Consider the following 22303-nt stretch of genomic DNA (forward strand, 5'->3'; position numbering starts at 1 on the left):
CTACCTTAAAAGACTATTTCTTTTCTTCAGGCTTTCCGGCCAGACCGCAATAACCTTTATCCCCGTCAGCGTAACGCCACATCATGCACATGGTTCCCTGACAGAACTTCATTTTGTCATCACTGGTCATCAGGTAGGGACAATATTTGAATTTAGCTTCGCTTTCAGAATAGAGCATGAATACCTCGCTGCTAGTTGGATACGACTTTATCAAAGATCAGGCACTGCTTGCCCATGGCCTGCTTGACGTATTCCTTGACCAGAACGCCGATACGCTCTTCACGGGTGAACTTTTCGGCATACTTACCGTTCTCGTACACTTCAGGGAATTTGTCGGACAGGACAGGATGCGCGGAAGCAATGTTCTCAACCTGTTTTGAATACTCGGAAATATAGTGATCAATGTCCTGATCGGACAGGGCTTGGATTTCGCGGACTTTCTCAGCAAACACATCAGGTGCAGGCAGATCATTTGATTCCATCAGCGCATTAAAGGCGCGGCCGAAACGTTGGCTGCCTTCAAAAATATGCTTGGGACGAACAACGTTCAGCCCGGCCCATCCTGCGCGCAGCCATTTAAAGAGGTAACTTACGGTCTGCTCAGGATCATTCTTATCCTGAACGTACACATTCACGGACATGGAATCGTACATAAAAGTATCCATCCAGCCCATGCCTCCGGATGTCAAGCCGGGAATGCCGCTGTAGAAATAGTTCCACTGGTTGTCATCGACCACCAGACCTTTCATGCCTACGCTGGATTTATCTAACTGTTTGGAAACAGACAAAAATACATTGCGGCCTTCATAATCAAGCAGCACCAGCAGACGATCGAGATCGTACCGATAGTAAGCACCGCCAAAGGAATCGGGGGTATTAACCTCAAATTCCTTACCGCGCCAGATTTGGGGGGTAACGCAATTATTCAGATATTTCCAAGGCTGGGCCTTTTCTGCGACAAATTGACTGTCCGGAAGCCAACCGCTGACCCTGATCACGGAAGGATAAATCGCGTAGTTTGGAATCTCCGGGTTGTAGGTATACTCGAGGATTCTTTTCAGCCCGGCATGCACCTGCATGCGCATGGCCGCACCATTTGAGGATTCACGTTTGGGCAGGTTAATGACTTTATTCGTTGCCGGGGAGTCATCCACAAATTTGATCAGGCCAGCAATCTTTGAAGCATCAAGTTCAGACTCACTACTAGCCAAAAAAGAAAATAGATAGTTGAGTCCTGAGTCCACCTGTACCGGCAGCGTTACTTTCTTTTTATCTTTTTTCTCTCCGAGAGCAGTGGAGCACTCTCCTTCAGCAGCCAGAAGAAGGAAAGGAACCATAACAGCTACGGTCAGGACAAGCACTCGAGATAACGCCCGAAAAGCATCCGGGATCATAATAAATTTCATATATTTTATACACCTTCCCACCTCATTACGGCGGGTTTTTATTCATTTTTCGTAATTCATATTTATGCACTAATCTGCATCTTGGCAAGTCCGGCAAAACAGCTGAAACATACACCAACGCAGGGTTAAGCAAACATCACAGCCTGCAAACACCACAGCAAAATAGATACCCGTTTTCTCTTCATGCATTATTCAGCAACAGTACATACTGATGCGGCACTACCAGCAGGAATCAAGCAAGGGGACTGTCAATACAACGACAAAAATGAGGGCCGGGATGCTGCCAACAGCACCCCGGCCCTATTTAGTAATACTATTTCCGACTATGAGTTCTTCAAGTCATCAATCAAGTTGTTAAGCATATTGGACAACTCTGCAAGATTGGACATGGCGTCTGCCGACTGTTCCATGGAATTAAAGTTTTCGTCTGCAATGCGATTGATTTCCGAGGTAGACATATTGATTTCCTCGGAGGCAGCACTCTGCTCTTCCGCCGCAGTTGCGATGGAACGGACCTGCTCAGCCACCAGCTCAATAATCTCCAGGATTGAAGTCAGTGCTTCTCCAGCCTCATTAACGAGAGTAGTTGTGGAATCAACCATCTCCGCAGTCTCCGTCATAGTATTGATGGAATTTCTGGATGACTGTTGGATTGAGCCGATAGCATCACCAACTTCAGAAGTTGCGCTCACAGTTTTCTCGGCCAGCTTACGGACTTCATCGGCAACAACTGCGAATCCGCGCCCAGCTTCACCCGCACGGGCGGCTTCAATAGCGGCATTAAGAGCGAGCAGGTTAGTCTGGTCCGCGATGTCGGTAATAACTCCCATAACACTACTGATCGACTCGGCCTTTTCGCCAAGCAATCCCATTTCACTGCCCAGCTTTTCAGACTCGCTCTTGAGATTACCTACCGCTGTAACAACCCTGCTGACAATTTCTGATCCACGGTCAGCCTCAGTCTTTGCCCGCTCAGCTTCCTCAGAGCTCTTGGAAGCATTGGCCGCAACCTCAAGAACTGTTGCGTTCATTTCTTCCATGGCTGTTGCGTTTTCAGCAGCCCGCTCACGTTGCATTTCAGAACCACGCCTTGATTCTTCTACGTTGGCGGAAAGCTGGGTGGATGAAGAAGAAATACGCTCGACAATCTCTTCCAATTGTCCTGCAGCCTGCATCATTCCATCACGCTTGGCTGTTTCTGCTCTGCGGGTGGCTTCCTCCGCTTCAACAAGCGCATCTTCAGCCTGCAAGGTTTTCTCCTCGGCCTCACGGGTCTTTTCATCGGCTAGGGAAATAGTCTTGACCAGTTCAATGGTCATGGATTGCAGGTGTTCCAAAAGCTCGCGCAACTCTGCCCGATAGGAAACAGCTTCAGGCTCAGCTTTGTAATTTCCAGCAGCAATCTGGCGGGCAAACTCGCCCATGGCATGGATTGGCCGTACAAGCCGACTATTTACCAGCACAGCACCAAAAGCACCGAAGATCAGAGCAGCAACAGCAGCGATAATCATCATGGTCACGACTGCTTCCTGAGAAGCCGCATATATTTCCTTGTGCGGGATAAATGCGATCAGGGACCAACCTGTTTCAGGGGAGCGATAAATATCAGCTGCGAATTTCGCTCCTTTAAATTCAACACTACCGATCCAATCTTCTTTCGAATGGTACGCAGCCTCAAGAGCCGGGTTATCCAGATCGTCGACTTTCTTGAAATTATTGTCCGGTGTTTTAGGGTCGGCCAGAATGGTACCATCCCCCTGAATGAGGACTACAAAACCTGTTTCACCTATTTTGAGATTGTTTATGATTTTAGTCAGATCACCAAGCGAAATATCAACAGCGGAAACACCTATGAACTGGCCTCCCTTGTCCTTGATCTTGGTGACATAACCGATATTCGGAAAGCCCTCGGTAGTCATATACGCAGAAAGGAGAGATGACTCCTTGGCAGAGTTCTTACCTTCTTTGTACCAAGGCCGCCGACGTGGATCATAACTATTGTCCAGTGTATCTGAACCGTCCTGAGTGTATCCCCCGTCTTCAAAGCCCATATAGACATATGCAAACGCAGGGTTGGCTTTCATCTGATCATTTGCAAGGCGGTTAACCATGATTTCAGTTGAATCTGTTGCATGCTGTGCAGGCTTTGAAGGTGCGTCCAACTCGAAATACTTGGTCCATTTGCCCATAGCACCCCTAGTCTCATCCAAACCGGCCATGAATCGGCTCACATTTTCAGCTTTCTTCAGGATTTCAGCAATGTAATTGTTGATGAGTCTCAGTTCCTGATTGGCAGTTTTATGATATGACTCTACTGCAGTACTGTCGAACTGCATAGAAACAGTAAACATAACAACAGCAACAGAGATAACCATCGGCAACACAATTGCCATTATCATTCTTGTCCTTATCCTCACGTAGCACACTCCCTGCCAAAGGTTCAGTATAAAACAATTCACTCTATCCAAATAAGCACAAATCATAATTTATGTCTATATGACACTGTATTATTACTAACTTTACTCCGCTACTAAACAAAAAAATGGCGCCCAAAGGCGCCATTTTCAAAAATTAACTATGAAAAAAAATTTACTCAATCATAATGCACTCCACTGGACAAGAATCTATTGATTCTTCCACGCAGTCCAGATCAACGGCATCTTCTTTAATAACCTCAGCCTTTTCTCCTTCAGAATCCAGAGCAAAGACTTCCGGGCAAAGCTCCACGCAAGTTTCGCAGCCAATACATTCGTCCTGATCAATTACTACCTTTTTAGCCATAATCAGCCTCCAATTCTAAGCAAACAATCACTACTTTTATTTTGGATACAACTTAACCACAAAGATTATATTTTGCGCAAGCATTTACTTAAACTAAAATCAAGATGAAGGATCAAAAAATCACACTGGCCTTTTATTCCATTATTAATACTTGATACAAATCAAAATCCCCTAAAATCGAAACTTCAGGGGATTTAAAACGACAAACTATTTGATTTTTATTCACCAAGGTACGCTTTCTGGATATCCGGGTTATCGAGTAGTTTCTTAGCCTCATCCTCCATAACCACATTACCGGTTTCGAGAACATAGCCTCGGTGGGCCATACTCAGTGCAACCTTTGCGTTCTGCTCAACTAGAATAATCGTTGTGCCAAGAGCATTGATTTCATTGATAATATCAAAAATCTGTTTAACGATAAGCGGAGCAAGTCCAAGAGAAGGTTCATCCAGCAGCAGCACCTTCGGGCGGCTCATGAGCGCACGACCGATAGCCAGCATCTGCTGTTCCCCGCCGGAAAGGGTTCCGCCGGCCTGCCTGCGTCTTTCACGCAGAATGGGAAACATGGCGAATACCCGCTCCATATCATCGGCAATCTCATTATCGTTGCGAAAAAAAGCACCCATATCAAGGTTTTCTTCAATGGTCAGGCGTGGGAAGATACGCCTTCCTTCCGGGACCTGACAAAGCCCCATGGACGGCAAACGGTCAGAAGCAACCTTGTTTATTTTTTTGCCTTTGTAGTAAATCTCTCCAGCGGTAGCTTTAACGATATTGCAGATAGTCATCAGGGTTGTGGATTTCCCGGCACCGTTTGCGCCGATAATGGAAACAATCTCCCCTTCCATGACCTTGATATTGATCCCTTTCAGGGCCTTAATACTGCCATATCCAGCATGGATGTCTCGAAGTTCTAAAATAGGTTCTGACATGGCTTAATCCTTTCCTGCCTTCATTCTACGTTTGGGAGGCAGCAGCCCCTGCGGCCTGAAGAGCATCATCAATGTCATGACGCCACCAAAAACAAGCATGCGGTAGAGCTCGAAATCCCTAAAAATCTCCGGCAGGGCAATGAGCGCCAGCGCACCGAGAATAACCCCGGGGATGGACCCCATACCGCCGAGAACAACCATGGAAAGGACCATGGCGGATTCAAGGAAAGTGAACGATTCAGGGCTTACAAAACGCATGCGTGCGGCATAAAAAGCCCCGGCCATACCACCGAAACAGGCGCCGGAACAATAAGCCAGTAGTTTCATATAAAATGTAGGAATCCCCATAACCTCGGCGGCGGTCTCATCCTCACGGATAGCTTCCCATGCACGCCCGATACGGGAGTGGTTCAAACGGTAGACTGCAATGATGGTGAAAACCACCAGCGCCAGAATAACATAATAAACCAGAGAAAGTTTTTTCAGCCAAAGATGCTCAAGGGTGAATCCGTTGGCAAAATCAGGCCAATAGATACCCGGAGCCTTGATACCGGTTATCCCGTTAGGACCGTTGGTCAGACTCATCCAGTTATTAAGGATCATACGCACGATTTCAGCAAAGCCGAGCGTAACAATAGCCAGATAATCACCGCGCATCCGCATGGAGCAATAACCGATGATGCAGGCACCAAGTCCTGCGACAGCAGCACTGAGCGGCAGGCAGATCCAGAAAGCGAGCTTATAGGAAACAGACAGCAAGGCATAAGTGTATGCCCCCAATCCGTAAAAAGCTATGTAACCGAGGTCGAGCATCCCGGCGAGGCCGACAACAATATTCAGGCCGAGACCGAGGCAGATGTAGATCATGCAGTTGATGGCTACATCCTGAGCATAACGCCCGAAGAGGTGGGGGTAAGCAACAGCAAAGGCCAGAATAGCGAAAGCCCAGACTGCGAAAGGCAGAGTTGAAGTAGCTTTCTTTACCTCGCCCACAGCCGCTCCGGCCGGTTTGGTGATAAAATCAAAGGCTCCGATACTCTTCAGTTGGTAAAGCACAAGGACAAATGAACATCCCGCAGCAATCTTCCACCAGACCGAAAAGGTTCTCGCCACTTCCAATCCTTCAGGCTTAATCCCCAGCAGGGGCCAGAGCAGGACGAACAGCCAGATCATCCCAACGCCTAAAGAAGTCCAGTGTTTTTTAAACTCTGGTATCGTCAACGTTCTCTCCCATAATTCCTGAAGGTCTGAAATAAAGCACTCCGATAAGGATCAGGAATGCAAAAACATCTTTATATTCACCGGAAATATAGCCTGCGGCAAAAATTTCAACCATGCCGATAATGAATCCGCCGATCATAGCACCTGTGATGTTACCGATACCACCGAGTACGGCGGCGGCAAAAGCCTTGATGCCCGGAACAAACCCCATATCGTAACGAACCGAACCGTAGTACAGACCAACCATGATCCCCGCGGCAGCAGCCAAGCCGGCACCGATGGCAAAAGTAAGACTGATAATTCGGTTGGAGTTGATACCCACCAGCGCGGACATGATCTTATCCTGCGCAGTGGATCGCATGGCTTTACCGATGCGGGTCTTAAAGACCAGAAAATTGAGGGCCACCAGCAGGAACGCGGTAAGGCTGACAATGAACAGCTGCATGTAGGAAAGCATTACTGTTCCGAACTCGAATCCACCCTGAGTAAGCTCGGTGGGGTAAGCACGGTCATAAACGCCCTGTGTGAGCATGAGTCCGTTCTGCAGAAAAATAGACATACCGAGTGCCGAAAGCAGCACCGAAAGTCTTGATGAACTGCGCAGCGGTTTGTAGGCCACTTTTTCAACGGCCATTGCCAGCATTGCGCAATAGGCCATTGCCAGAATGAGTGAACCGGAGAGGCAGACCCATGCCGGAGCACCCTGTGAAAGCAGGTAGCTCATGAAGATAACACCGACATAACCGCCAGCTGCAAAAAACTCACCGTGAGCGAAGTTAATGAGCTGGATGATGCCGTACACCATGGTATAGCCCAGAGCGATCAGCGCGTAGACACTGCCGAGGGTAATACCGTTGATGAGTTGTTGAAAAAAATATTCCATGGATTTCCGGGGGCTGTACGTAAAGGCCCCTGCCTGCATGAGACAGGGGCCGACATAATTTGACTTCTAGTAGAGCTTACCGGTTACGGGGTTCCAATAGTTGATGAACTTGCCGTTATCAACTTTACGGATAATGTAGTTGGAGCCGGAATCTCCGTTAGGTCTGAACTTGATATGCTTGGTAGCACCATCGTAATCCAGCTTCATGAGTTCTGCTTTTACTTTTTCGGGATCAGTGGAACCAGCAGCCTTGAGGGCCTTGAAGTATGCCATTGCAGAGTCGTAAGCGTAACCGGAGTATGCACCGGGCTCACCATACTTGGGCTGGTACTGAGCATAGAATTCTTTGTATGCAGGCGCGTTGTTGTCGATGTAACCAAAAGTCAGGTAAACATCTTCAGCAGCGTCTTTTGCGATTTCCATCAACTGGGGATGGTAAACAGCATCCTGGGCGAGACGTGCAGCCTTGATACCCATGCGCTTTGCCTGAATAAGCATCAGTGCGCCGGTAGCGGAGTTCTGCATGGACATGTAGAACACATCGGGGTTGCTGGTCTTAACCTTGGTCAGGATAGCGGAAAAGTCTTTGTCGCCCTGGTTTACGTGCTCATGGCCCAGAACCTTGATTCCGGCAGCCTTACACATCTTTTCAACACCGTCGGCAAGACCCTGAGAGTATGCGGTCTTATCGTCAACAATGTAAACGGACTTGGCACCGAGCTTCTCCTGCATGAATTTCAGAGCGATGGAGCCCTGGTCATCATCACGACCGCACATGCGGAACATGTAAGGCAGACCGCGGGAGGTAACTTTTTCGTTAGTGGAGGCCGGGGTGATCATGATGATGGATTCTTCATCAAGAACTTCAGATGCGGGCAGGGTTGCGCTGGAGCAGTACGCACCGACAACAGCATTTGCTTCTTCGTTGATAAGCTTGTTTGCGGTTGCAACAGCCTGACGCGGTTCGCATGCAGTATCCTGAGGCAAAACCACGATTTCATCGAAACCTGGGATTCCGCCGTTTGCTTTGACAACTTCAACTGCAGTAAGAACGCCGTTTTTGATGTCGTTACCGTCAGCGGCATAAGGGCCGGTCAGCGGTCCCATAGTACCAAGTTTGAGGGTTTTAGCGGACACCATACCTGCGCCGAGCATAAGAATTGCAGCAGCAAGCACAACTGTCATGATAGAACGTTTCATAAAATGAGCCTCCCTAAAATAAATAAAGTTAGTTACCCAGATATGCCTCAATTACAGCAGGATTTTTCTGAATTTCTTCAGGGTTCCCCTTTGCAATCATTACTCCGTGATCCAGAACCACCAACCGCTGACAGATGCCCATGACAACTTTCATATCATGCTCAACCATGAGAACGTTGATGTTTCTTTCAGAGATTTTACGGATAGTTTCCATTAACTCCGCGCTTTCAGCTGGGTTCAGACCCGCAGCAGGTTCGTCAAGGAGAATGGAACTTGGCTCAGAAGCCAGCGCCCTCGCGATTTCAAGCCTGCGCTGATGACCGTATGGAAGACTAGACGCAACCTCGTCAGCATATTCGTCAAGTTCTGCGAAACGCAGTTCCTCCATGGCCTTTTCCTTGATACGTGCCTCTTCCCTCTTCTGGGCCGGGGTACGGAATATGGCACCGAAAATCCCGCAAGAAGAACGGGAATGCTGGGCGACCATAACATTTTCAAGGGCGGTCATGTTCTGGAATAAACGAATATTCTGGAAGGTTCTGGCAATGCCTTTATGTAAGACCTGATAGGGCTTGAGGCCGGTGAGATTTTCACCGTTGTATTCAACATGCCCGCCGGAAGCCGAATAGACTCCGGTGATCACATTAAAAACCGTGGTTTTGCCAGCGCCATTGGGACCGATCAGTCCCACAATCTCTCCCGGCATGAGAGAGAAGTTAACCTCTGCCAAAGCCTGCAGTCCACCAAAGCGGACGCTCACGTCGTGTAAATGAAGTTCTGCCATATTGGACATACCTATACACATTATTCTTCTTAAGATCAAGGCGGAACACGATTTTTATTCCTTACTAACTCGATCTAGAGAATTAATATTCGCAACAGTAATGTTTTACTACATTCTACAATACATGCTTGATTGCATGATCAACAGTAAACATACTGCAACACAATACAGTTGATCACCTGATCAAAAAACACCAAGATGCTTTTTTAACCATATTCTGGATTCTAGTCATTTTTCCTAATATTAGTGTGTACAACAGCTGATTCACATTTAATCATACATACTATAACACTTAATAAAAGTCTTTTTTTGCTTACAAAATTGTCCATATATTTAGCACTATTTTCCATATTTGGCTAATTTCAACCTAATTCATTTACTCTTGGCTGTTATGGAACATTTTGTCGCTGAATTCGCAGTTTTCGTGAATTTAATTCTATCTTTTGGCAACTATGCATTCCAATGCTTGGTTTACGACTTTAAGTAAGTTCTCACTTATGTAAAATTTATGAAGAAAAATTTTATTCTGTGACTGAAATAACAAAAGGCCCTGTCCGCTATGCGGACAGGGCCCTACGTACTTCAATATAATGAAGCTGAGCGGCTTAAATCGGCCTACCAGCTGTCATCACCGAAGGGATCGGAACCGAAGCCGAAGTCTTCAGCAGGAGCACCACCGGTTTCGGGAGCGCCAGCAGCTGCGTCACCAGCAGCAGGAGCTGCGCCTTCAGCAACAGCACCGGCAGCTACGGTTACAACACCGTGCTTCTTAACGTCTTCGATCATTTTGAGGAGTTCATCAACTTTGCCGATGTACTCTTCAACTTTTTCCTGGGAAGTAACGATGACTTTGTCGCCTTCGTCTTTACCAGCAGCTTCAAAAGCTTCACATTTGCCTTTGTATTCAGCCATGGCTTTTTCGGTTTCACCGAGTTTGCCTTCAGCTGCAGCGAGTTTGGTTTCCAGATCCTGAACTTTAGCAGCCTGTTCAGAGACAGTGGAACGGTACTCAGCGAGCTTACCGAAGATAGCGTCAACCTGAGTCATAACGTCGCCGGGAAGTGCGCCAACGGAAACGTTGTCGCCAAGGCCGGTAACCTGACCGGTTTTCATTTTAGCCAGTTCGGGATGCTGTTCGTAGATCCATGCTTTTGCAAGAGCTGCTGCAAAAGGTTCGAATTCAGCGTCAATGTCTTTCTGAGTCATGTAGCCCAGAAGTTCCTGAACAGAGTTGTTGCTTTCTCCACCCTTAATGTAAGACACAAATGTGCTCATGGGGAAAGTTTTACGTGCTTCAGACATGGTTAGTTCCTCCTTGCTCTATTACAGAGTAAAAGTCTTTTCTTCACGGACCGGCATGGGCAGACGGCCGATGTATCTTGCATAAGTTAAAGCTGCAGTCCTGTAGACAAGGTGTCCAAGCTTGGACCACGGCAGATAGACAAACATCATGAATACGGCGATCAAGTGCACGTAGTACATGGGGTATGCGAGCACTGCGACGCCGAGAAGACGCAGGATTTCGCACATGATACCGGTTACAGCGATAGTCCAGATCAGGCCGAGCAGGTACCAGTCATAGTAGCTGGAACCGTGTACGCCCTGGTCCTGATTCAGGCGACGCTTGGTGAGCAGAACCAGTGAGTAAACCAGCAGTACTGCGCCGACGTTGGCCAGAATCTTGACCGGGTGCCACAGCGGCATGGGGGTATGACCGATGGGTCCGAGGAAAGGAATAATCTTTCCACCCCAGTGAGTTACAGCAACCACACCGGTAACTACCATCAGGCAGAGGAATGCAGCCATAATGAAACGGTGGCCGTTGAACTTCTGCTCATCAGCTTCGTCGGTTTCGCCGCATTCTTTCCACTTAGAGTGTGTCATCAGTTCATTTTTGCAAACGTCGATGAAGCACTCAATCATGCTGGGCTTTTCAGATTTGTCACCTACAGCAAAGACCTTCGGTTGATCCGCAAATGAAGCAATCAGGTTCTTCACTCCTTTGTAGAAGGTCCAAACCATGAAGCCGAAGGCAATCATGAAGATCGGGTCAATAGTAAAATCGCCGGGAAAAAGGTGTCCGTAGACGATTTCGCCATCTTTAAGAGGGAAGAAGGAACCGCGAACTCCCGCCATGATAAACCAGATTACCAGGTAGATAGCTGCCGGAATAGCAATCAGCTTAGGCAGGTGTTTGGGAGAAGCCATCCATTTTCCGATAATGGAGGGGGTTACCATCTTCTGATAGGCCATGTTACGCAGTCCTGCGAGCAGATCTGCAGGACGAGCACCGCGGGGGCACAAGTCGGAGCAGGTACCGCAGTTGTGGCACAGCCATATATCAATGTCATTTACGAGTTTATCTTTGAGGCCCCACTGAGCCCAGACCATTTCCTTACGCGGGTAAGGGTTGTCGGCAGGCGAGAGGGGACAGGCTACAGAGCAGGTTGCGCACTGGTAGCACTTCTTCAGGCTTTCGCCACCGACTTCCTGCAGTTCTTTGATGAACTCCAGATCCGGTTTAATGCGAATATCTTTTTCCATATCGCGTCTACCTCCTAGTAGCCCTTAAACGGGTTAGGACCGATCTTGATCATCTCATTAACAAAGTTATCGATCATGTCGGGAACTTTGTCGTATTCATCGATGGCAAGTTCAGCCTGAACAACACGTTCGGGTTCAACGCCAAGTCTGTTCAGAGAATCAGCGACGTTTTCCATACGGCGGTTACAAAGCTCAGAACCCTTCATAAAGTGGCACTGGTAGTCTTCACCGTACTTACAACCGAGCAGAAGAACTCCGTCAATACCCTTGGACATAGCGTCAGCAATCCAGATGGTGTTCACAGAGCCGAGGCAACGGACGGGAACGACACGAACGTAAGGAGACCAGCCTTTACCGCGCATAGCAGCCATATCGAGTGCCGGGTAGGCATCGTTTTCACAGGCCAGTACGATAAAGCGGGGACCATCAGCTTCCATATCATCAGGTACGTTGACCTGTTTGATCATGGAACCGATCATGTCAATATTGTAGTTGTCGAATCCGATAACACGCTCGGGGCAGGCACCCATACAGGTACCGCAACGGCGGCAACGGGACGGATTCGGCATTGGTGTTCCTTTTTCATCATCATCAAGTGCGCCGAAGGGACATTCTTCAGTACAACGTTTACACTGGGTACAACGCATGAAGTTGAAAACGGGGTAGGTATTATCACCGGAGCGGGGGTGAACAGCAACGCCATGATTGGCGGAGTTGATACACTGGATCGCTTTCAGGACAGCACCGGCTGCATCCTCACGGGCCAGTCCCATAGACATGGGCTGACGCACGCAACCTGCGGCATAAATACCGGTACGGCGTGTTTCGTAGGGGAAGCAGATGTAGTTAGAGTCTGCATAACCGTCGAACTGCTGGAGATCGGGGAATGCGGGACCCTGTCTGTACACGAGGTTGATGGTCGGATCGTGCGCGGTGGTGGGAACCATACCGGTAGGCACAACAACCAGTTCAGCTTCGATTTCAATATTTTCGCCCAGCAGGGTATTGCTGGCGCAAACAACCATTCCGGCACCCTCTTCCTTGATGGAAGTAACAGTACCCTTGGTCAGCATCACGCCGGGGTTATCCTGTGCTGCGCGGTAGTAACGCTCGTTAACGCCGGGCACCATCATGTGATCGTAGATGATGTAGGCAACAGAGTCGTCGTTCTTTTCGCGAACGTAGTTAGCCTGCTTGAGAGCAACAAGACTGTTCAGCTCGGAACTGTAAGGAAGGTGTTTGTAGGATTCCATGTCTTCATAGACGAAATCCTCTTCCTCTTCTCCTTCAGCGGCTTCTGCTGCGGAAGCTTCATCAGCCGCAATCTGCTCTTCAGAGCGATTGGCGTATGCATCTTCTTCAGCTGCAAACTGAGCTTCACTGAGACGGGTATCAAGAACAAAAGCAACTGACTTTGCAGTCATTTTGTCTTCTTTGACCATCGCTTCAAATTCAGCAGCAGTAACAACCTTGGAAGAGCCGTAGCCCATGGGCTCTACGTATTTTGTATCCTGAGGAACCCAACCGGTTGCCAGAACACAAGCACCGACAGCCATCTCTTCAACGCTTCCTCCGACTTTCACTTTAGCAGTGTACTGTCCGGGTGCGCCTTCGAGAGCTTCAAGCTGTGCGGAGGTAAGCACTTTGATTCTGGAATTGGACTGAACTTCAGAGATCAGTGCTTCAATTCCGGTTTCATGTGCTTCAGTATAGGGGTAGGAAAGAGGAAATGTTTTGTACATTCCGGCAGCCTTACCACCGAGGTTGGCTTCCTTTTCTACCAGAATTACGTCGTGGTTGGTCTTAGCTGCATAGATAGCTGCGGTCAGACCGGTGAAACCACCACCCATGACCATAACAACTTTAGTTGCATCAAAGGCCTGGGATTCCTGCTCGTTGGTTTTGAGCAGCTTGGTAACACCCATTTTGACGTATTCGTTCGCCATTATTTTGAGGAGCTCAGGAACTTCGCCGTTAGGATCAGGCATGGTGCCGTCGGGATTCCTGAAAACCTTGATGCACTGTTCACGCAGGTTGACTCTTTCGACTGCGATGTTATCGAAGTCAAAAATATCCCAGTCAACGCGAGGGCTAGTGCCGCAGATACATACTGCGTCAACGCTGCCAGCGTCGATATCTTCCTGAATGAGCTTTCTTCCTTCCTCGCTGTTCAGGCGCGGATGCACCTTAACGACCGGACATTCGTTCGCGTAAACGCGACCGACCAGTTCAGCCATTTCTTCAGCGTTAAGGTAAGGAGATACGCTCGCTTGGTCGAAATAAACACCGATTTTTTCGGGCATGTCGACTTACCTCCCTATCACCGTTTGGATCGCTTTGAGAGCGGCAGCAGTACCGGACTGGGCTGTCTTCATGACATCCAGAGGCTGCTTTGCACACCCGGCAGCGAAAATGCCTTGTTCCTCACCGCCGACAATAAAGCCCTGATCGTCAACCTGTACGCCGGAGGGGACCGGGGTACCTGCCAGGCTGGGCTGCATACCGGTAGCCAGAACTAAGAGATCGTGCTCGTTCTGGGACTTGATACCGGACTCTGCATCCTCAACTGTGACGAGAACATTGCCGGAACCGGATTCTTCGATAACATCAGCAACTTTACCTTTAACGGCATTGATTTTGTCATCGGAAAGAATGCGCTTGGCAAATTTGTCGTAACGGCCCGGGGTACGAAGGTCGATGTAGTAAATGGTGACCTTTGCATCGGGATACTGTTCGCGGACATAAGCAGCCTGCTTCAAGGAAGCCATGCAGCAAATGTAGGAACAGAAGTTGAGGTGATTCTCATCGCGGGAACCCGCACACTGTACGAACGCGATGTTTTTGGGCTGTGCACCGTCAGAGGGGCGCACAATCTTACCGTCGGTAGGTCCGCTGGGAGCTGCAAGTCTTTCCATCGCCATGTTGGAAATGCAGTTCTTAACGGTGCCTGCACCGAGGTTGGAAAGTTTGGTAACATCGTAAGGCTTCCAGCCGGTTGCGTAAACGATGGAACCTACATTAAGTGTGATGACCTTTTCCTCGTCTTTGAGGTCGATAACATCGACATCTTCGAGGAGTTTGAGGTCTTCATCGGTGCAATTTTCTTTTTCAAGAACATACCTTGCGGGAAAAGCAAAAGGTACATCCATGTAAAGAGCCTTGCGGTCGCAGAGTTTGAACTCGAATTCATCGGTAATGTCATTGGACAGTTTCTCGATGACGTCAGTGAGTTCTACACTGCCGGGACCCACATATCTGGGTTTGATGCGAACCTTGACTTCGTAGTTGCCTTTGGAACCGCTGATGGATTCCACTTCAGCCAAGGTAAAGAACTTAACGTTCTTATTGTTTTTGATTCTCTGAAACTGAATCTCCAGTCCGCAGGAAGGAGGACACAGCTTCGGAAAATATTTATTCAGCTGCATCACCCGGCCACCCAGATACGGCGCCTTCTCCACGATGAAGACTTCATGGCCTACTTCAGCGGCTTCGAGTGCAGCAGTGATACCACTGAACCCGCCGCCTACGACAAGTATGCTATTTGACATTCTCTATCCTCCTGAACTCTTTGAGGCCCTTAGCCATAAAATGGCCCAAACCCGGACACCGACCTTAGGTCGCAATACGGATTCAGACCATTTCAGTGCAAGCCGTAAAAGAACGGCTGCGGGCTTAAGCCCGCAGCCGCATATAATCATTCCCGGCTTAGGTGGGGATGATCTGGTGGTATGCTTTCTTGAAGACGGTAGTTTCGCCTTTTTCAACGTCATACTTGGAGTTGACGAAGCATTTCCACTTGGAGTCATCGAGACCCATGAAGTCACCACGGTAGTAGAAACCGGGGTAACGGGACTCTTCACGGAATTCAATGTGCTGCATGTGCAGGCGTACAGTCCACAGTCTGTGGAACTGTTCCCAACAGCGCATGAGTTCGTGGAGGTCACGAGCAGCCAGTTTTCTGGAATCTTCTTCGAGCATTTCGAGAAGATGGAAACCGGTGTGCAGCAGGGACTTGGAAGTCACGTACATGGTACCAACACCACCACCGTATTCATCAGTTGCCTTAACAAGGCGCATCATGAAGTTCTTGGGAGTGATGTAGTTGGGGTTAACTACGGGGTCGGTAGAGATGCCTTTACCTTCTTCGTAGGTGTACCAAGGCTGGTAGATTTCTTTAGCGAGATCTGCAGCGTTTTCTTTCAGAGCGGGTTTGAAGTCTTTGTGATCAACAACCCAGCGTACCATCTGCTTACCAACGATACGACCTTCTGCGTGAGAACCGGAAGAGAACTTGTGACCGGATGCGCCAACACCGTCAGCACAGGTCCAGAGGCCGTTAACGGTGGTCATACGGTTGTAGACTTTACCGTTGTCAGCTTTAACTTTGTAATCTTCGGGAACCCATTCTTCGTCCGGACCGGAAGTCCAGATACCACAGCAACCGGAGTGGGAGCCGAGGAGGTAAGGTTCGGTGGGCATGATTTCGGAACCGGAGTTTTCAGGTTCGATGTTCTGACAAGCCCAGAGGTTAGCCTGACCAACACACATGTCGAGGAAGTCTTCCCAAGCTTCGGACTCGAGGTGCTTCTGCTCTGCGGGGGTCAGTTCTTTGAAGGTGTTCTGCAGTGCGGTAGCGGTATCCATGTAGATGGGGCCGCGGCCTTCACGCATTTCACGGAGCATCATGTGGTTACGCAGGCAAGTCGGGATGACGTGACCTTTAGCGTAGCCGCGATCTTCGTAAGGCTTGAGCATTGCGCGGTTAGTTTCGCAGTAGTCTTCGCCTTTGTAGTTGGTTGCTTTAGCTTTGAAGAGCAGGAACCATGCGCCAACAGGACCGTAACCGTCTTTAAAACGAGCGGGTACGAAACGGTTTTCCATCATGGTCATTTCAGCGCCAACCTGAGCACACATGGTGTAGGTGGAACCAGCGTTCCATACCGGGTACCATGCACGACCCATACCTTCACCAGTGGAGCGAGGACGGTAAACGTTTACTGCACCACCACATGCAACAACAGCAGCGTTACATTTGAAAACGTATACTTTGTTTTCACGGGTGGAGAAACCTACAGCACCAGCGATGCGGTTAGGCTCGTTAGCGTCGAGGAGCATTTTAACGATGAAGATACGTTCCATGTAGTTATCTTCGCCGAGAGCCATTTTAGCTGCTTCAGCAACGATGCACTTGTAGGATTCACCGTTAATCATCATCTGCCAGCGACCGGAACGAACGCAAGCGTCGCCGTTACGCAGGGAGAGACCAGCTGCTTTAGCAGCTGCACCGTCGAGGTTCTTACCGTCTTTTTTGATCCAGCAGGGAAGGCCCCACTCTTCAAAAAGGTGAACGGAATCATCAACGTGACGGCCGAGGTCAAAAATAAGGTCTTCGCGAACGAGGCCCATGAGGTCAGTACGAACCATGCGTACGTAGTCATCAGCGTCGTTTTCGCCAAGGTAGGTGTTGATAGCGGAAAGACCCTGTGCGATAGCACCGGAACGTTCCATGGCAGCTTTGTCGAGGAGCATGATGGAGATGTCGCCACCAGCTTTTTCGATCCAACGGCATGCTTCATAAGCAACACCGCAGTTACCCATACCACCACCGACGAGGAGCAGGTCCACGTCTTTTTCTATAAGCTCAGGTTCTGCGAGTGCAACACCTTTGGAAGCTTCTTTACTAGGGAGAAGAGGCATGTTTCCTCCTTAATTAGGTTTTTAAGATTGCGTGAATTAATACACCTAAGACAAAAGCTTAGCAGCGATTAATCCAGATCCTTCCAAGCAGTAGTCTTGTCTGCATCAGCAACGTCAAACTTCTGTCCGAGAACTTCTTTGGGGGTAACCAGTTCAGTTTCGGTGAAAAGCAGTTCGTTGTCGAGGTCAGTCGGCTCGGGTTTACCTTCATAAGGTTTGATAGAACCTTCAGGGGTAGTGCGGATGGGGAACTTGAAGCGCTTTACGTTACCGTTACGGAATTTAACGGTCCACATGATGTCTTCAGCAGAACGCATGGGAATGGAAGTACCACCCATGGGTGCGAAGTCACCGTAGGGACGTGCTTCAATAGCGCCCTGGGGACAAATTTTGACGCAGGAGTAACACTCCCAGCATCCTTCGGGTTCCTGGTTGTAAGCCCGCATTTCTTCGGGATCCAGGATCATAAGATCGTTAGGGCAGATGTACATGCAGGCGGTCTTTTCTCCACCTTTACAGCCATCACACTTTTCCGGATTGACAAAGGTCGGCATACCTAGTCCTCCTAAAAGGGTTTAATGTTATCAATCACCGACATCCTATAACCATTTATAATCTTGCCTAATGTTCAAGGCTCGTGAAATTAGTAACTATCAAGCCCGTCACTGGGTGTCAAGGCGAAAGTGAAATTTAGAACAAGCTAATTTCAATTTCTTTCATAAATGGCTCTGAAACACTGCCGCCAAGTCTGGCGAGCTCGAAAAAACAAGACTCTTTCGTTTGCGGCAAAACAATAATGTGTTCCATCATGGATTGGTATTTAGTTCAATCTAGCCTTTAATTGCAAGCCTTTTTTTAAGATAATGATATATTCTTCACAACCCCCGTAACAAAGCGATTTTACAAAGCAAGACCGTAGACTTTCACCTGATTTTTTCTAGAGAAATTTCACACCTTATCTACATATAATATGTAACAAACCCCTTTTACCATGCGACCCCTAACCCCACACCAAACAGAAGACACTCATATTTCTTTACTTTCTTACTCAACAATTACCCCCAAAACCCTGCACACCATTCGACACACACCTCTACATACCTAACAACACACTGTTTTTTTTCACTAAATTTTCATACAGAGTTTAAATATAGACAATATCAGTATAACACTAAGTGAAAATTTTCACTCTATTTCAATTTTGCCCTTGACATTTCTTTCACAAACCATTCATAACCCCTCTTAAGCTTCATGGAGAAAATGTTTTTTAGGACTATCCTGATCGTCCGCTCCATGATATTGGTTTTAACGAATTTTCGTTCCGCAGACCCGCTTCTGCTTAGAAGCGCAGCCCCCACAGTATACCCGGGGGCCGAAGATTTTAATCCGGAGGTCTTGCGGAAGGGCCAAGGTGTTGAAAAAAAAATTACTACAAGGAGACGTAAACATGTCTAAGCTCGTAGCCCCTCACGGTGGTAAAGGTCTTGTATGCTGCCTGCTCGAAGGAGCAGAACTCGCTGCTGAACAGAAAAAAGCAGAAGGTCTGAAACAGATCGAAATTTCCGCCCGCGCAAAGGGTGACCTCATCATGATGGGATGTGGTGGTTTCTCTCCCCTGAACGGCTTCATGGGTAAAGCTGACTGGAAAGGCGTTTGTGAAAAATTCCTGATGGAAGACGGCACTTTCTGGCCTGTTCCGGTTACCCTCGACTCCGACGACGAAGACGTTAAAGTTGGCGACGAAATCGCTCTCGTAAATAACGGTGAAGTATTTGCTACCATGCAGATCACCGAAAAATACGAAATGACCGAAGAAGACAAAAAATGGGAATGCTACCAGGTCTTCAAAGGTGAAGGCGAAGAATCCGAAGATTCCATCTTCTGGAAAACCGCTCTCGAAGACCACCCCGGTGTTCAGATGGTTATGGCTCAGAAAAAGTACAACCTCGCTGGTCCTGTTAAAGTTCTCTCCGAAGGTGAGTACCCTGAGCAGTACAAAGGCGTTTACCTGCGCCCCGCTGAAACCCGTGCGATGTTCGACGAAAAAGGCTGGTCCACTGTTTCCGCTCTCCAGCTCCGTAACCCCATGCACCGCTCTCACGAATTCCTGGCAAAAATTTCCATCGAAGTTTGTGACGGTTGTCTGATCCACTCCCTGATCGGTAACCTCAAGCCCGGTGACATTCCTGCTGAAGTTCGTGTTAAAGCAATTGACACTCTCGTTGAGCACTACTTTGTTAAAGAAAACGTTATCCAGGCTGGTTACCCCCTCGATATGCGTTACGCAGGTCCCCGTGAAGGCCTCCTCCACGCTACCTTCCGTCAGAACTACGGTGTTAACCGCATGCTGATCGGTCGTGACCACGCTGGTGTTGGTGACTTCTACGGCCTGTTCGAAGCACAGGAAATCTTCGACAAAATTCCTTACGCAACCGAAGCTTGCCCCGAGCCGGGTAAAGCTCTCCTTTGTGAGCCCATGAAGATTGACTGGACTTTCTACTGCTACAAGTGCGACGGCATGGCTTCCCTGAGAACCTGCCCTCACGATAAAGCAGAGCGCGTTATCCTCTCCGGTACCAAACTGCGTAAAGCTCTCTCCGATGGCGCTGAAATCGTTGATCACTTCGGTCGTGACGAAGTTCTCGTACAGCTCCGTGAATACTACGAAGGCCTCACCGAAAAGGTTGAAGTCAAAATGCAGGGCGCAGCTTCCGGCGACGCTATGTAATTTGAGTAGTATCACTACTTGATTATTCAGGGAGGGAGCGCCTAGCGCTTCCTCCCTTTTTCTTTTCCCTACCTGCAATGCAGATACAGACTGAAACATTACCAGAGCACAACAGATCAAACAGAAACGGCTCTAATTAATGGCATTTTTTACTGCAGCTACGGGGGTTGCTCATTATAGCAAATCGCGCTATTAAGGTGGACTTCTCTATATCACATTTCAGGAAATAAAAAAAATGCCCGAATATAAAAAATTTGAACGTTCCGGCGGTTCCGCACCGCGCAGACAGTCCCTGCTCGACGAAATCAAAGAGCTGGACGAAAGACTTCTTTCCCTCGTATCCCGCAGAAACTACCTCATGGGTAAAGCTGCATCCAAGCGCAAGCAGAAAGGCCTGCCCCTTGGAGACCCGGATATGGAAAGACGCATCTTTGAGACATGGACCGCTGAAGCCGGCAACAAAAAATTCGATGTAAAAACTGCGAGACGCGTTTTCGACCAGCTGAATAACCTTGCTTATGCAGCAGTTGCCAAACCTGAAAGACGCAAGCTTTCTTCTTATGTTCTTTCTCCTCCCCAGAAAGCAGTGGACGTTACCTTTGACGGTCCCGGTTCCCTGCTGCAGTCCAAATTCTGGATCGCACTAAGTGCAGCAGCCGGAACTGACAGCAAAATGGGTCCCCTGTGCATCAATGACGAAATTACTGAGCTGGTCAAAGCTTTCAACCAAGCCGGCGCACACCTTTCATGGGATGGTGAAACTGTCGAATCCCGCGCAGGTGAAGGGATCGACTTTGAAGAAAAACTTATTTTTGCCGGAGACAATGCCATGACCATGTTTCTGGCCATTGCTTTCGGTCTCAAAACTGTCGGCAAATTCAAAATTGCCGGTGGCCCCATCCTTAAACAATATGATTCCAGACCACTTGCTGACATTCTTTCTCCGCTTGGCGCTCGACTGAACACTCTTGACCTCCAGAGCCACGGCCTGCCTGCCCGTCTCGAATGCGGCGGACGCATGGCATCTTCCATCGAGATCTCAGATGAGACTCCTGTGGAATTTGTTGCTGCGCTGGCTTTGGCGGCATGGACATACCCTCAGGGACTTACTTTTAAGTTTGCAGAGGGCTGGCACGGCATGGACCTGCTGCAGGAAGTTGTCACAGCTCTCAAAAAATGTGGCGTAAATGCCAAACTCAATGAGACTGAGTGTACAGTTCCCGCGACAAAAGAAATCTCCGTCCCGGAAGAACCTGCTATCGCACTGGAGCCGGAGCTTTGCTCTGCACTGCTTGCTATGCCTGCTTTCAGCAACGGTCAGGTAACTATCAACGGAGACTGGCCCAAGAACGCCCTTGCTGCTGATGCACTCGAAACTCTCAAGACCGGCGGCGTTGATATTAAAATTTCCAAAGGAAGCATCACTGCAACTAAGGGTGAAAAAGCAGATAAACCTTCCTTTGACTTCGGCAATGCAACCGACCTCTTCCCCATCGGACTGGCCCTTGCGGTCAACTCCCGCTCTGAATGCAAAATCAGTAACATCGCTGACGCAGTAATGTTCGAACAGGGTATTGAACTGCTCGAACGACTGGGCATCAAGTATGAGCGCGGCGAGGATGAACTTACTGTTCTCCCCGGACGTCTGAAATGGGATGAAGCATGGTCCGCACCTACTCCCTTCTTCGGTATTGCTCTCGGTCTTATGGCCTGGATGCGCCCCGGTATCTCAATCGAGAACCCCGGTGACATCACTGATCTCTGGCCTCGTTACTGGACCCTCTACAACAGCCTGCCGGAAATCAACGGACTCAAAGACCCTGAGGTAAAGAAAAAAGATGAATCAAAAACCCGAAGAAGAATCAAAATCGATTAGCATCCCTGAGATTGAAGTAGAAATTGAGAACTTCAAGAAGGAACTTGAACTCTGCCTGCAGCGTACTAGAAAGCTGATGGCGAGTGAGGTTCCTTCTGAAGGGATCTTTTTTGCCAATGAAATCTTCGAATCCCAGCAGGATAAACTTCGTCTGGAAGCAGAGATTGACATCCGTCAACGAAAAATAAACCGAATGCGCCTCGGAATGGAAGGATAACTGACCCCGCCCCTCATAACAGCTTTAGCGGGCA

18 protein-coding genes are annotated in these 22303 nt (G+C 48.6%); 3 read left to right on the plus strand and 15 right to left on the minus strand.

Annotation, left to right across the window (positions count from 1 at the left end; all coding sequences use genetic code 11):
* Positions 1–13: 13 nt before the first annotated feature.
* The 15 genes from ACNI29_RS06075 to aprB form a co-directional block, all read right to left on the minus strand.
* Positions 14–178, minus strand: a complete 165-nt coding sequence (locus ACNI29_RS06075) for a hypothetical protein (protein WP_419781309.1) — start codon at positions 176–178, stop codon at positions 14–16.
* A 13-nt stretch (positions 179–191) separates the two neighbouring features.
* The gene (locus ACNI29_RS06080; RefSeq protein ID WP_419781310.1) at positions 192–1406 is read right to left on the minus strand and encodes a hypothetical protein; all 1215 of its coding nucleotides are present in this window, start codon (positions 1404–1406) and stop codon (positions 192–194) included.
* Between the two features lie 323 nt (positions 1407–1729).
* The gene (locus ACNI29_RS06085) at positions 1730–3805 is read right to left on the minus strand and encodes a methyl-accepting chemotaxis protein (RefSeq protein ID WP_419781311.1); all 2076 of its coding nucleotides are present in this window, start codon (positions 3803–3805) and stop codon (positions 1730–1732) included.
* 190 nt (positions 3806–3995) lie between these two features.
* Entirely contained in the window at positions 3996–4187 is a 192-nt protein-coding gene (locus ACNI29_RS06090; RefSeq protein ID WP_419781312.1) for a ferredoxin, read from the minus strand.
* 218 nt (positions 4188–4405) lie between these two features.
* Positions 4406–5119 carry an ABC transporter ATP-binding protein gene (locus tag ACNI29_RS06095; RefSeq protein ID WP_419781313.1) on the minus strand — a complete coding sequence of 238 codons (714 nt, stop codon included), beginning with the start codon at positions 5117–5119 and terminating at the stop codon, positions 4406–4408.
* Positions 5120–5122: 3 nt separating this feature from the next.
* Positions 5123–6292 carry a high-affinity branched-chain amino acid ABC transporter permease LivM gene (livM, locus tag ACNI29_RS06100; RefSeq protein WP_419782092.1) on the minus strand — a complete coding sequence of 390 codons (1170 nt, stop codon included), beginning with the start codon at positions 6290–6292 and terminating at the stop codon, positions 5123–5125.
* A gap of 28 nt (positions 6293–6320) precedes the next feature.
* A complete protein-coding gene (locus ACNI29_RS06105; protein WP_419781314.1) occupies positions 6321–7223 on the minus strand; it encodes a branched-chain amino acid ABC transporter permease in 903 nt (300 codons plus the stop codon).
* Positions 7224–7289: 66 nt separating this feature from the next.
* A complete protein-coding gene (locus tag ACNI29_RS06110) occupies positions 7290–8423 on the minus strand; it encodes a branched-chain amino acid ABC transporter substrate-binding protein (RefSeq protein ID WP_419781315.1) in 1134 nt (377 codons plus the stop codon).
* A gap of 28 nt (positions 8424–8451) precedes the next feature.
* A complete protein-coding gene (locus ACNI29_RS06115; RefSeq protein WP_419782093.1) occupies positions 8452–9207 on the minus strand; it encodes an ABC transporter ATP-binding protein in 756 nt (251 codons plus the stop codon).
* A gap of 615 nt (positions 9208–9822) precedes the next feature.
* Positions 9823–10509 (minus strand): hypothetical protein, encoded by a 687-nt coding sequence (locus ACNI29_RS06120; RefSeq protein ID WP_419781316.1) that lies wholly within the window; start codon positions 10507–10509, stop codon positions 9823–9825.
* Between the two features lie 21 nt (positions 10510–10530).
* Complete coding sequence (gene qmoC / locus ACNI29_RS06125) at positions 10531–11751, minus strand: quinone-interacting membrane-bound oxidoreductase complex subunit QmoC (RefSeq protein WP_419781317.1); 1221 nt, start codon at positions 11749–11751, stop codon at positions 10531–10533.
* A 14-nt stretch (positions 11752–11765) separates the two neighbouring features.
* Positions 11766–14054 (minus strand): hydrogenase iron-sulfur subunit, encoded by a 2289-nt coding sequence (locus ACNI29_RS06130; protein ID WP_419781318.1) that lies wholly within the window; start codon positions 14052–14054, stop codon positions 11766–11768.
* Between the two features lie 6 nt (positions 14055–14060).
* Positions 14061–15299, minus strand: coding sequence for a CoB--CoM heterodisulfide reductase iron-sulfur subunit A family protein (locus ACNI29_RS06135; RefSeq protein ID WP_419781319.1), 1239 nt, complete (start codon positions 15297–15299; stop codon positions 14061–14063).
* A 157-nt stretch (positions 15300–15456) separates the two neighbouring features.
* Complete coding sequence (gene aprA / locus ACNI29_RS06140) at positions 15457–17448, minus strand: adenylyl-sulfate reductase subunit alpha (protein WP_419781320.1); 1992 nt, start codon at positions 17446–17448, stop codon at positions 15457–15459.
* A 68-nt stretch (positions 17449–17516) separates the two neighbouring features.
* Positions 17517–18002, minus strand: a complete 486-nt coding sequence (gene aprB / locus ACNI29_RS06145) for an adenylyl-sulfate reductase subunit beta (protein WP_419781321.1) — start codon at positions 18000–18002, stop codon at positions 17517–17519.
* Positions 18003–18895: 893 nt separating this feature from the next.
* Between aprB and sat the strand changes: the two genes are divergently transcribed.
* The 3 genes from sat (at position 18896) to ACNI29_RS06160 (ending at position 22269) form a co-directional block, all read left to right on the plus strand.
* Entirely contained in the window at positions 18896–20176 is a 1281-nt protein-coding gene (sat, locus tag ACNI29_RS06150; protein ID WP_419781322.1) for a sulfate adenylyltransferase, read from the plus strand.
* 235 nt (positions 20177–20411) lie between these two features.
* The gene (locus ACNI29_RS06155; protein WP_419781323.1) at positions 20412–22052 is read left to right on the plus strand and encodes a carboxyvinyltransferase; all 1641 of its coding nucleotides are present in this window, start codon (positions 20412–20414) and stop codon (positions 22050–22052) included.
* Positions 22015–22269 carry a hypothetical protein gene (locus ACNI29_RS06160; RefSeq protein ID WP_419781324.1) on the plus strand — a complete coding sequence of 85 codons (255 nt, stop codon included), beginning with the start codon at positions 22015–22017 and terminating at the stop codon, positions 22267–22269. The genes ACNI29_RS06155 and ACNI29_RS06160 overlap by 38 nt, the downstream gene beginning before the upstream one ends.
* The last annotated feature ends 34 nt before the right edge of the window (positions 22270–22303 follow it).

Source organism: Maridesulfovibrio spiralis (SeqCode) (genome assembly GCF_048571135.1).
In the GTDB taxonomy this organism is placed as follows: domain Bacteria; phylum Desulfobacterota; class Desulfovibrionia; order Desulfovibrionales; family Desulfovibrionaceae; genus Maridesulfovibrio; species Maridesulfovibrio spiralis.

What these genes read in the sequence shown, in the direction of transcription:
- ACNI29_RS06095 (WP_419781313.1), bottom strand. Translation starts at nt 5,119, where the DNA reads ATGTCAGAACCTATTTTAGAACTTCGAGACATCCATGCTGGATATGGC.
- ACNI29_RS06130 (WP_419781318.1), bottom strand. Translation starts at nt 14,054, where the DNA reads ATGCCCGAAAAAATCGGTGTTTATTTCGACCAAGCGAGCGTATCTCCT.
- qmoC (WP_419781317.1), bottom strand. Translation starts at nt 11,751, where the DNA reads ATGGAAAAAGATATTCGCATTAAACCGGATCTGGAGTTCATCAAAGAA.
- ACNI29_RS06115 (WP_419782093.1), bottom strand. Translation starts at nt 9,207, where the DNA reads ATGGCAGAACTTCATTTACACGACGTGAGCGTCCGCTTTGGTGGACTG.
- ACNI29_RS06110 (WP_419781315.1), bottom strand. Translation starts at nt 8,423, where the DNA reads ATGAAACGTTCTATCATGACAGTTGTGCTTGCTGCTGCAATTCTTATG.
- livM (WP_419782092.1), bottom strand. Translation starts at nt 6,292, where the DNA reads ATGATCTGGCTGTTCGTCCTGCTCTGGCCCCTGCTGGGGATTAAGCCT.
- aprA (WP_419781320.1), bottom strand. Translation starts at nt 17,448, where the DNA reads ATGCCTCTTCTCCCTAGTAAAGAAGCTTCCAAAGGTGTTGCACTCGCA.
- ACNI29_RS06120 (WP_419781316.1), bottom strand. Translation starts at nt 10,509, where the DNA reads ATGTCTGAAGCACGTAAAACTTTCCCCATGAGCACATTTGTGTCTTAC.
- aprB (WP_419781321.1), bottom strand. Translation starts at nt 18,002, where the DNA reads ATGCCGACCTTTGTCAATCCGGAAAAGTGTGATGGCTGTAAAGGTGGA.
- ACNI29_RS06090 (WP_419781312.1), bottom strand. Translation starts at nt 4,187, where the DNA reads ATGGCTAAAAAGGTAGTAATTGATCAGGACGAATGTATTGGCTGCGAA.
- ACNI29_RS06155 (WP_419781323.1), top strand. Translation starts at nt 20,412, where the DNA reads ATGCCCGAATATAAAAAATTTGAACGTTCCGGCGGTTCCGCACCGCGC.
- sat (WP_419781322.1), top strand. Translation starts at nt 18,896, where the DNA reads ATGTCTAAGCTCGTAGCCCCTCACGGTGGTAAAGGTCTTGTATGCTGC.
- ACNI29_RS06105 (WP_419781314.1), bottom strand. Translation starts at nt 7,223, where the DNA reads ATGGAATATTTTTTTCAACAACTCATCAACGGTATTACCCTCGGCAGT.
- ACNI29_RS06075 (WP_419781309.1), bottom strand. Translation starts at nt 178, where the DNA reads ATGCTCTATTCTGAAAGCGAAGCTAAATTCAAATATTGTCCCTACCTG.
- ACNI29_RS06085 (WP_419781311.1), bottom strand. Translation starts at nt 3,805, where the DNA reads ATGATAATGGCAATTGTGTTGCCGATGGTTATCTCTGTTGCTGTTGTT.
- ACNI29_RS06160 (WP_419781324.1), top strand. Translation starts at nt 22,015, where the DNA reads ATGAATCAAAAACCCGAAGAAGAATCAAAATCGATTAGCATCCCTGAG.
- ACNI29_RS06080 (WP_419781310.1), bottom strand. Translation starts at nt 1,406, where the DNA reads ATGAAATTTATTATGATCCCGGATGCTTTTCGGGCGTTATCTCGAGTG.
- ACNI29_RS06135 (WP_419781319.1), bottom strand. Translation starts at nt 15,299, where the DNA reads ATGTCAAATAGCATACTTGTCGTAGGCGGCGGGTTCAGTGGTATCACT.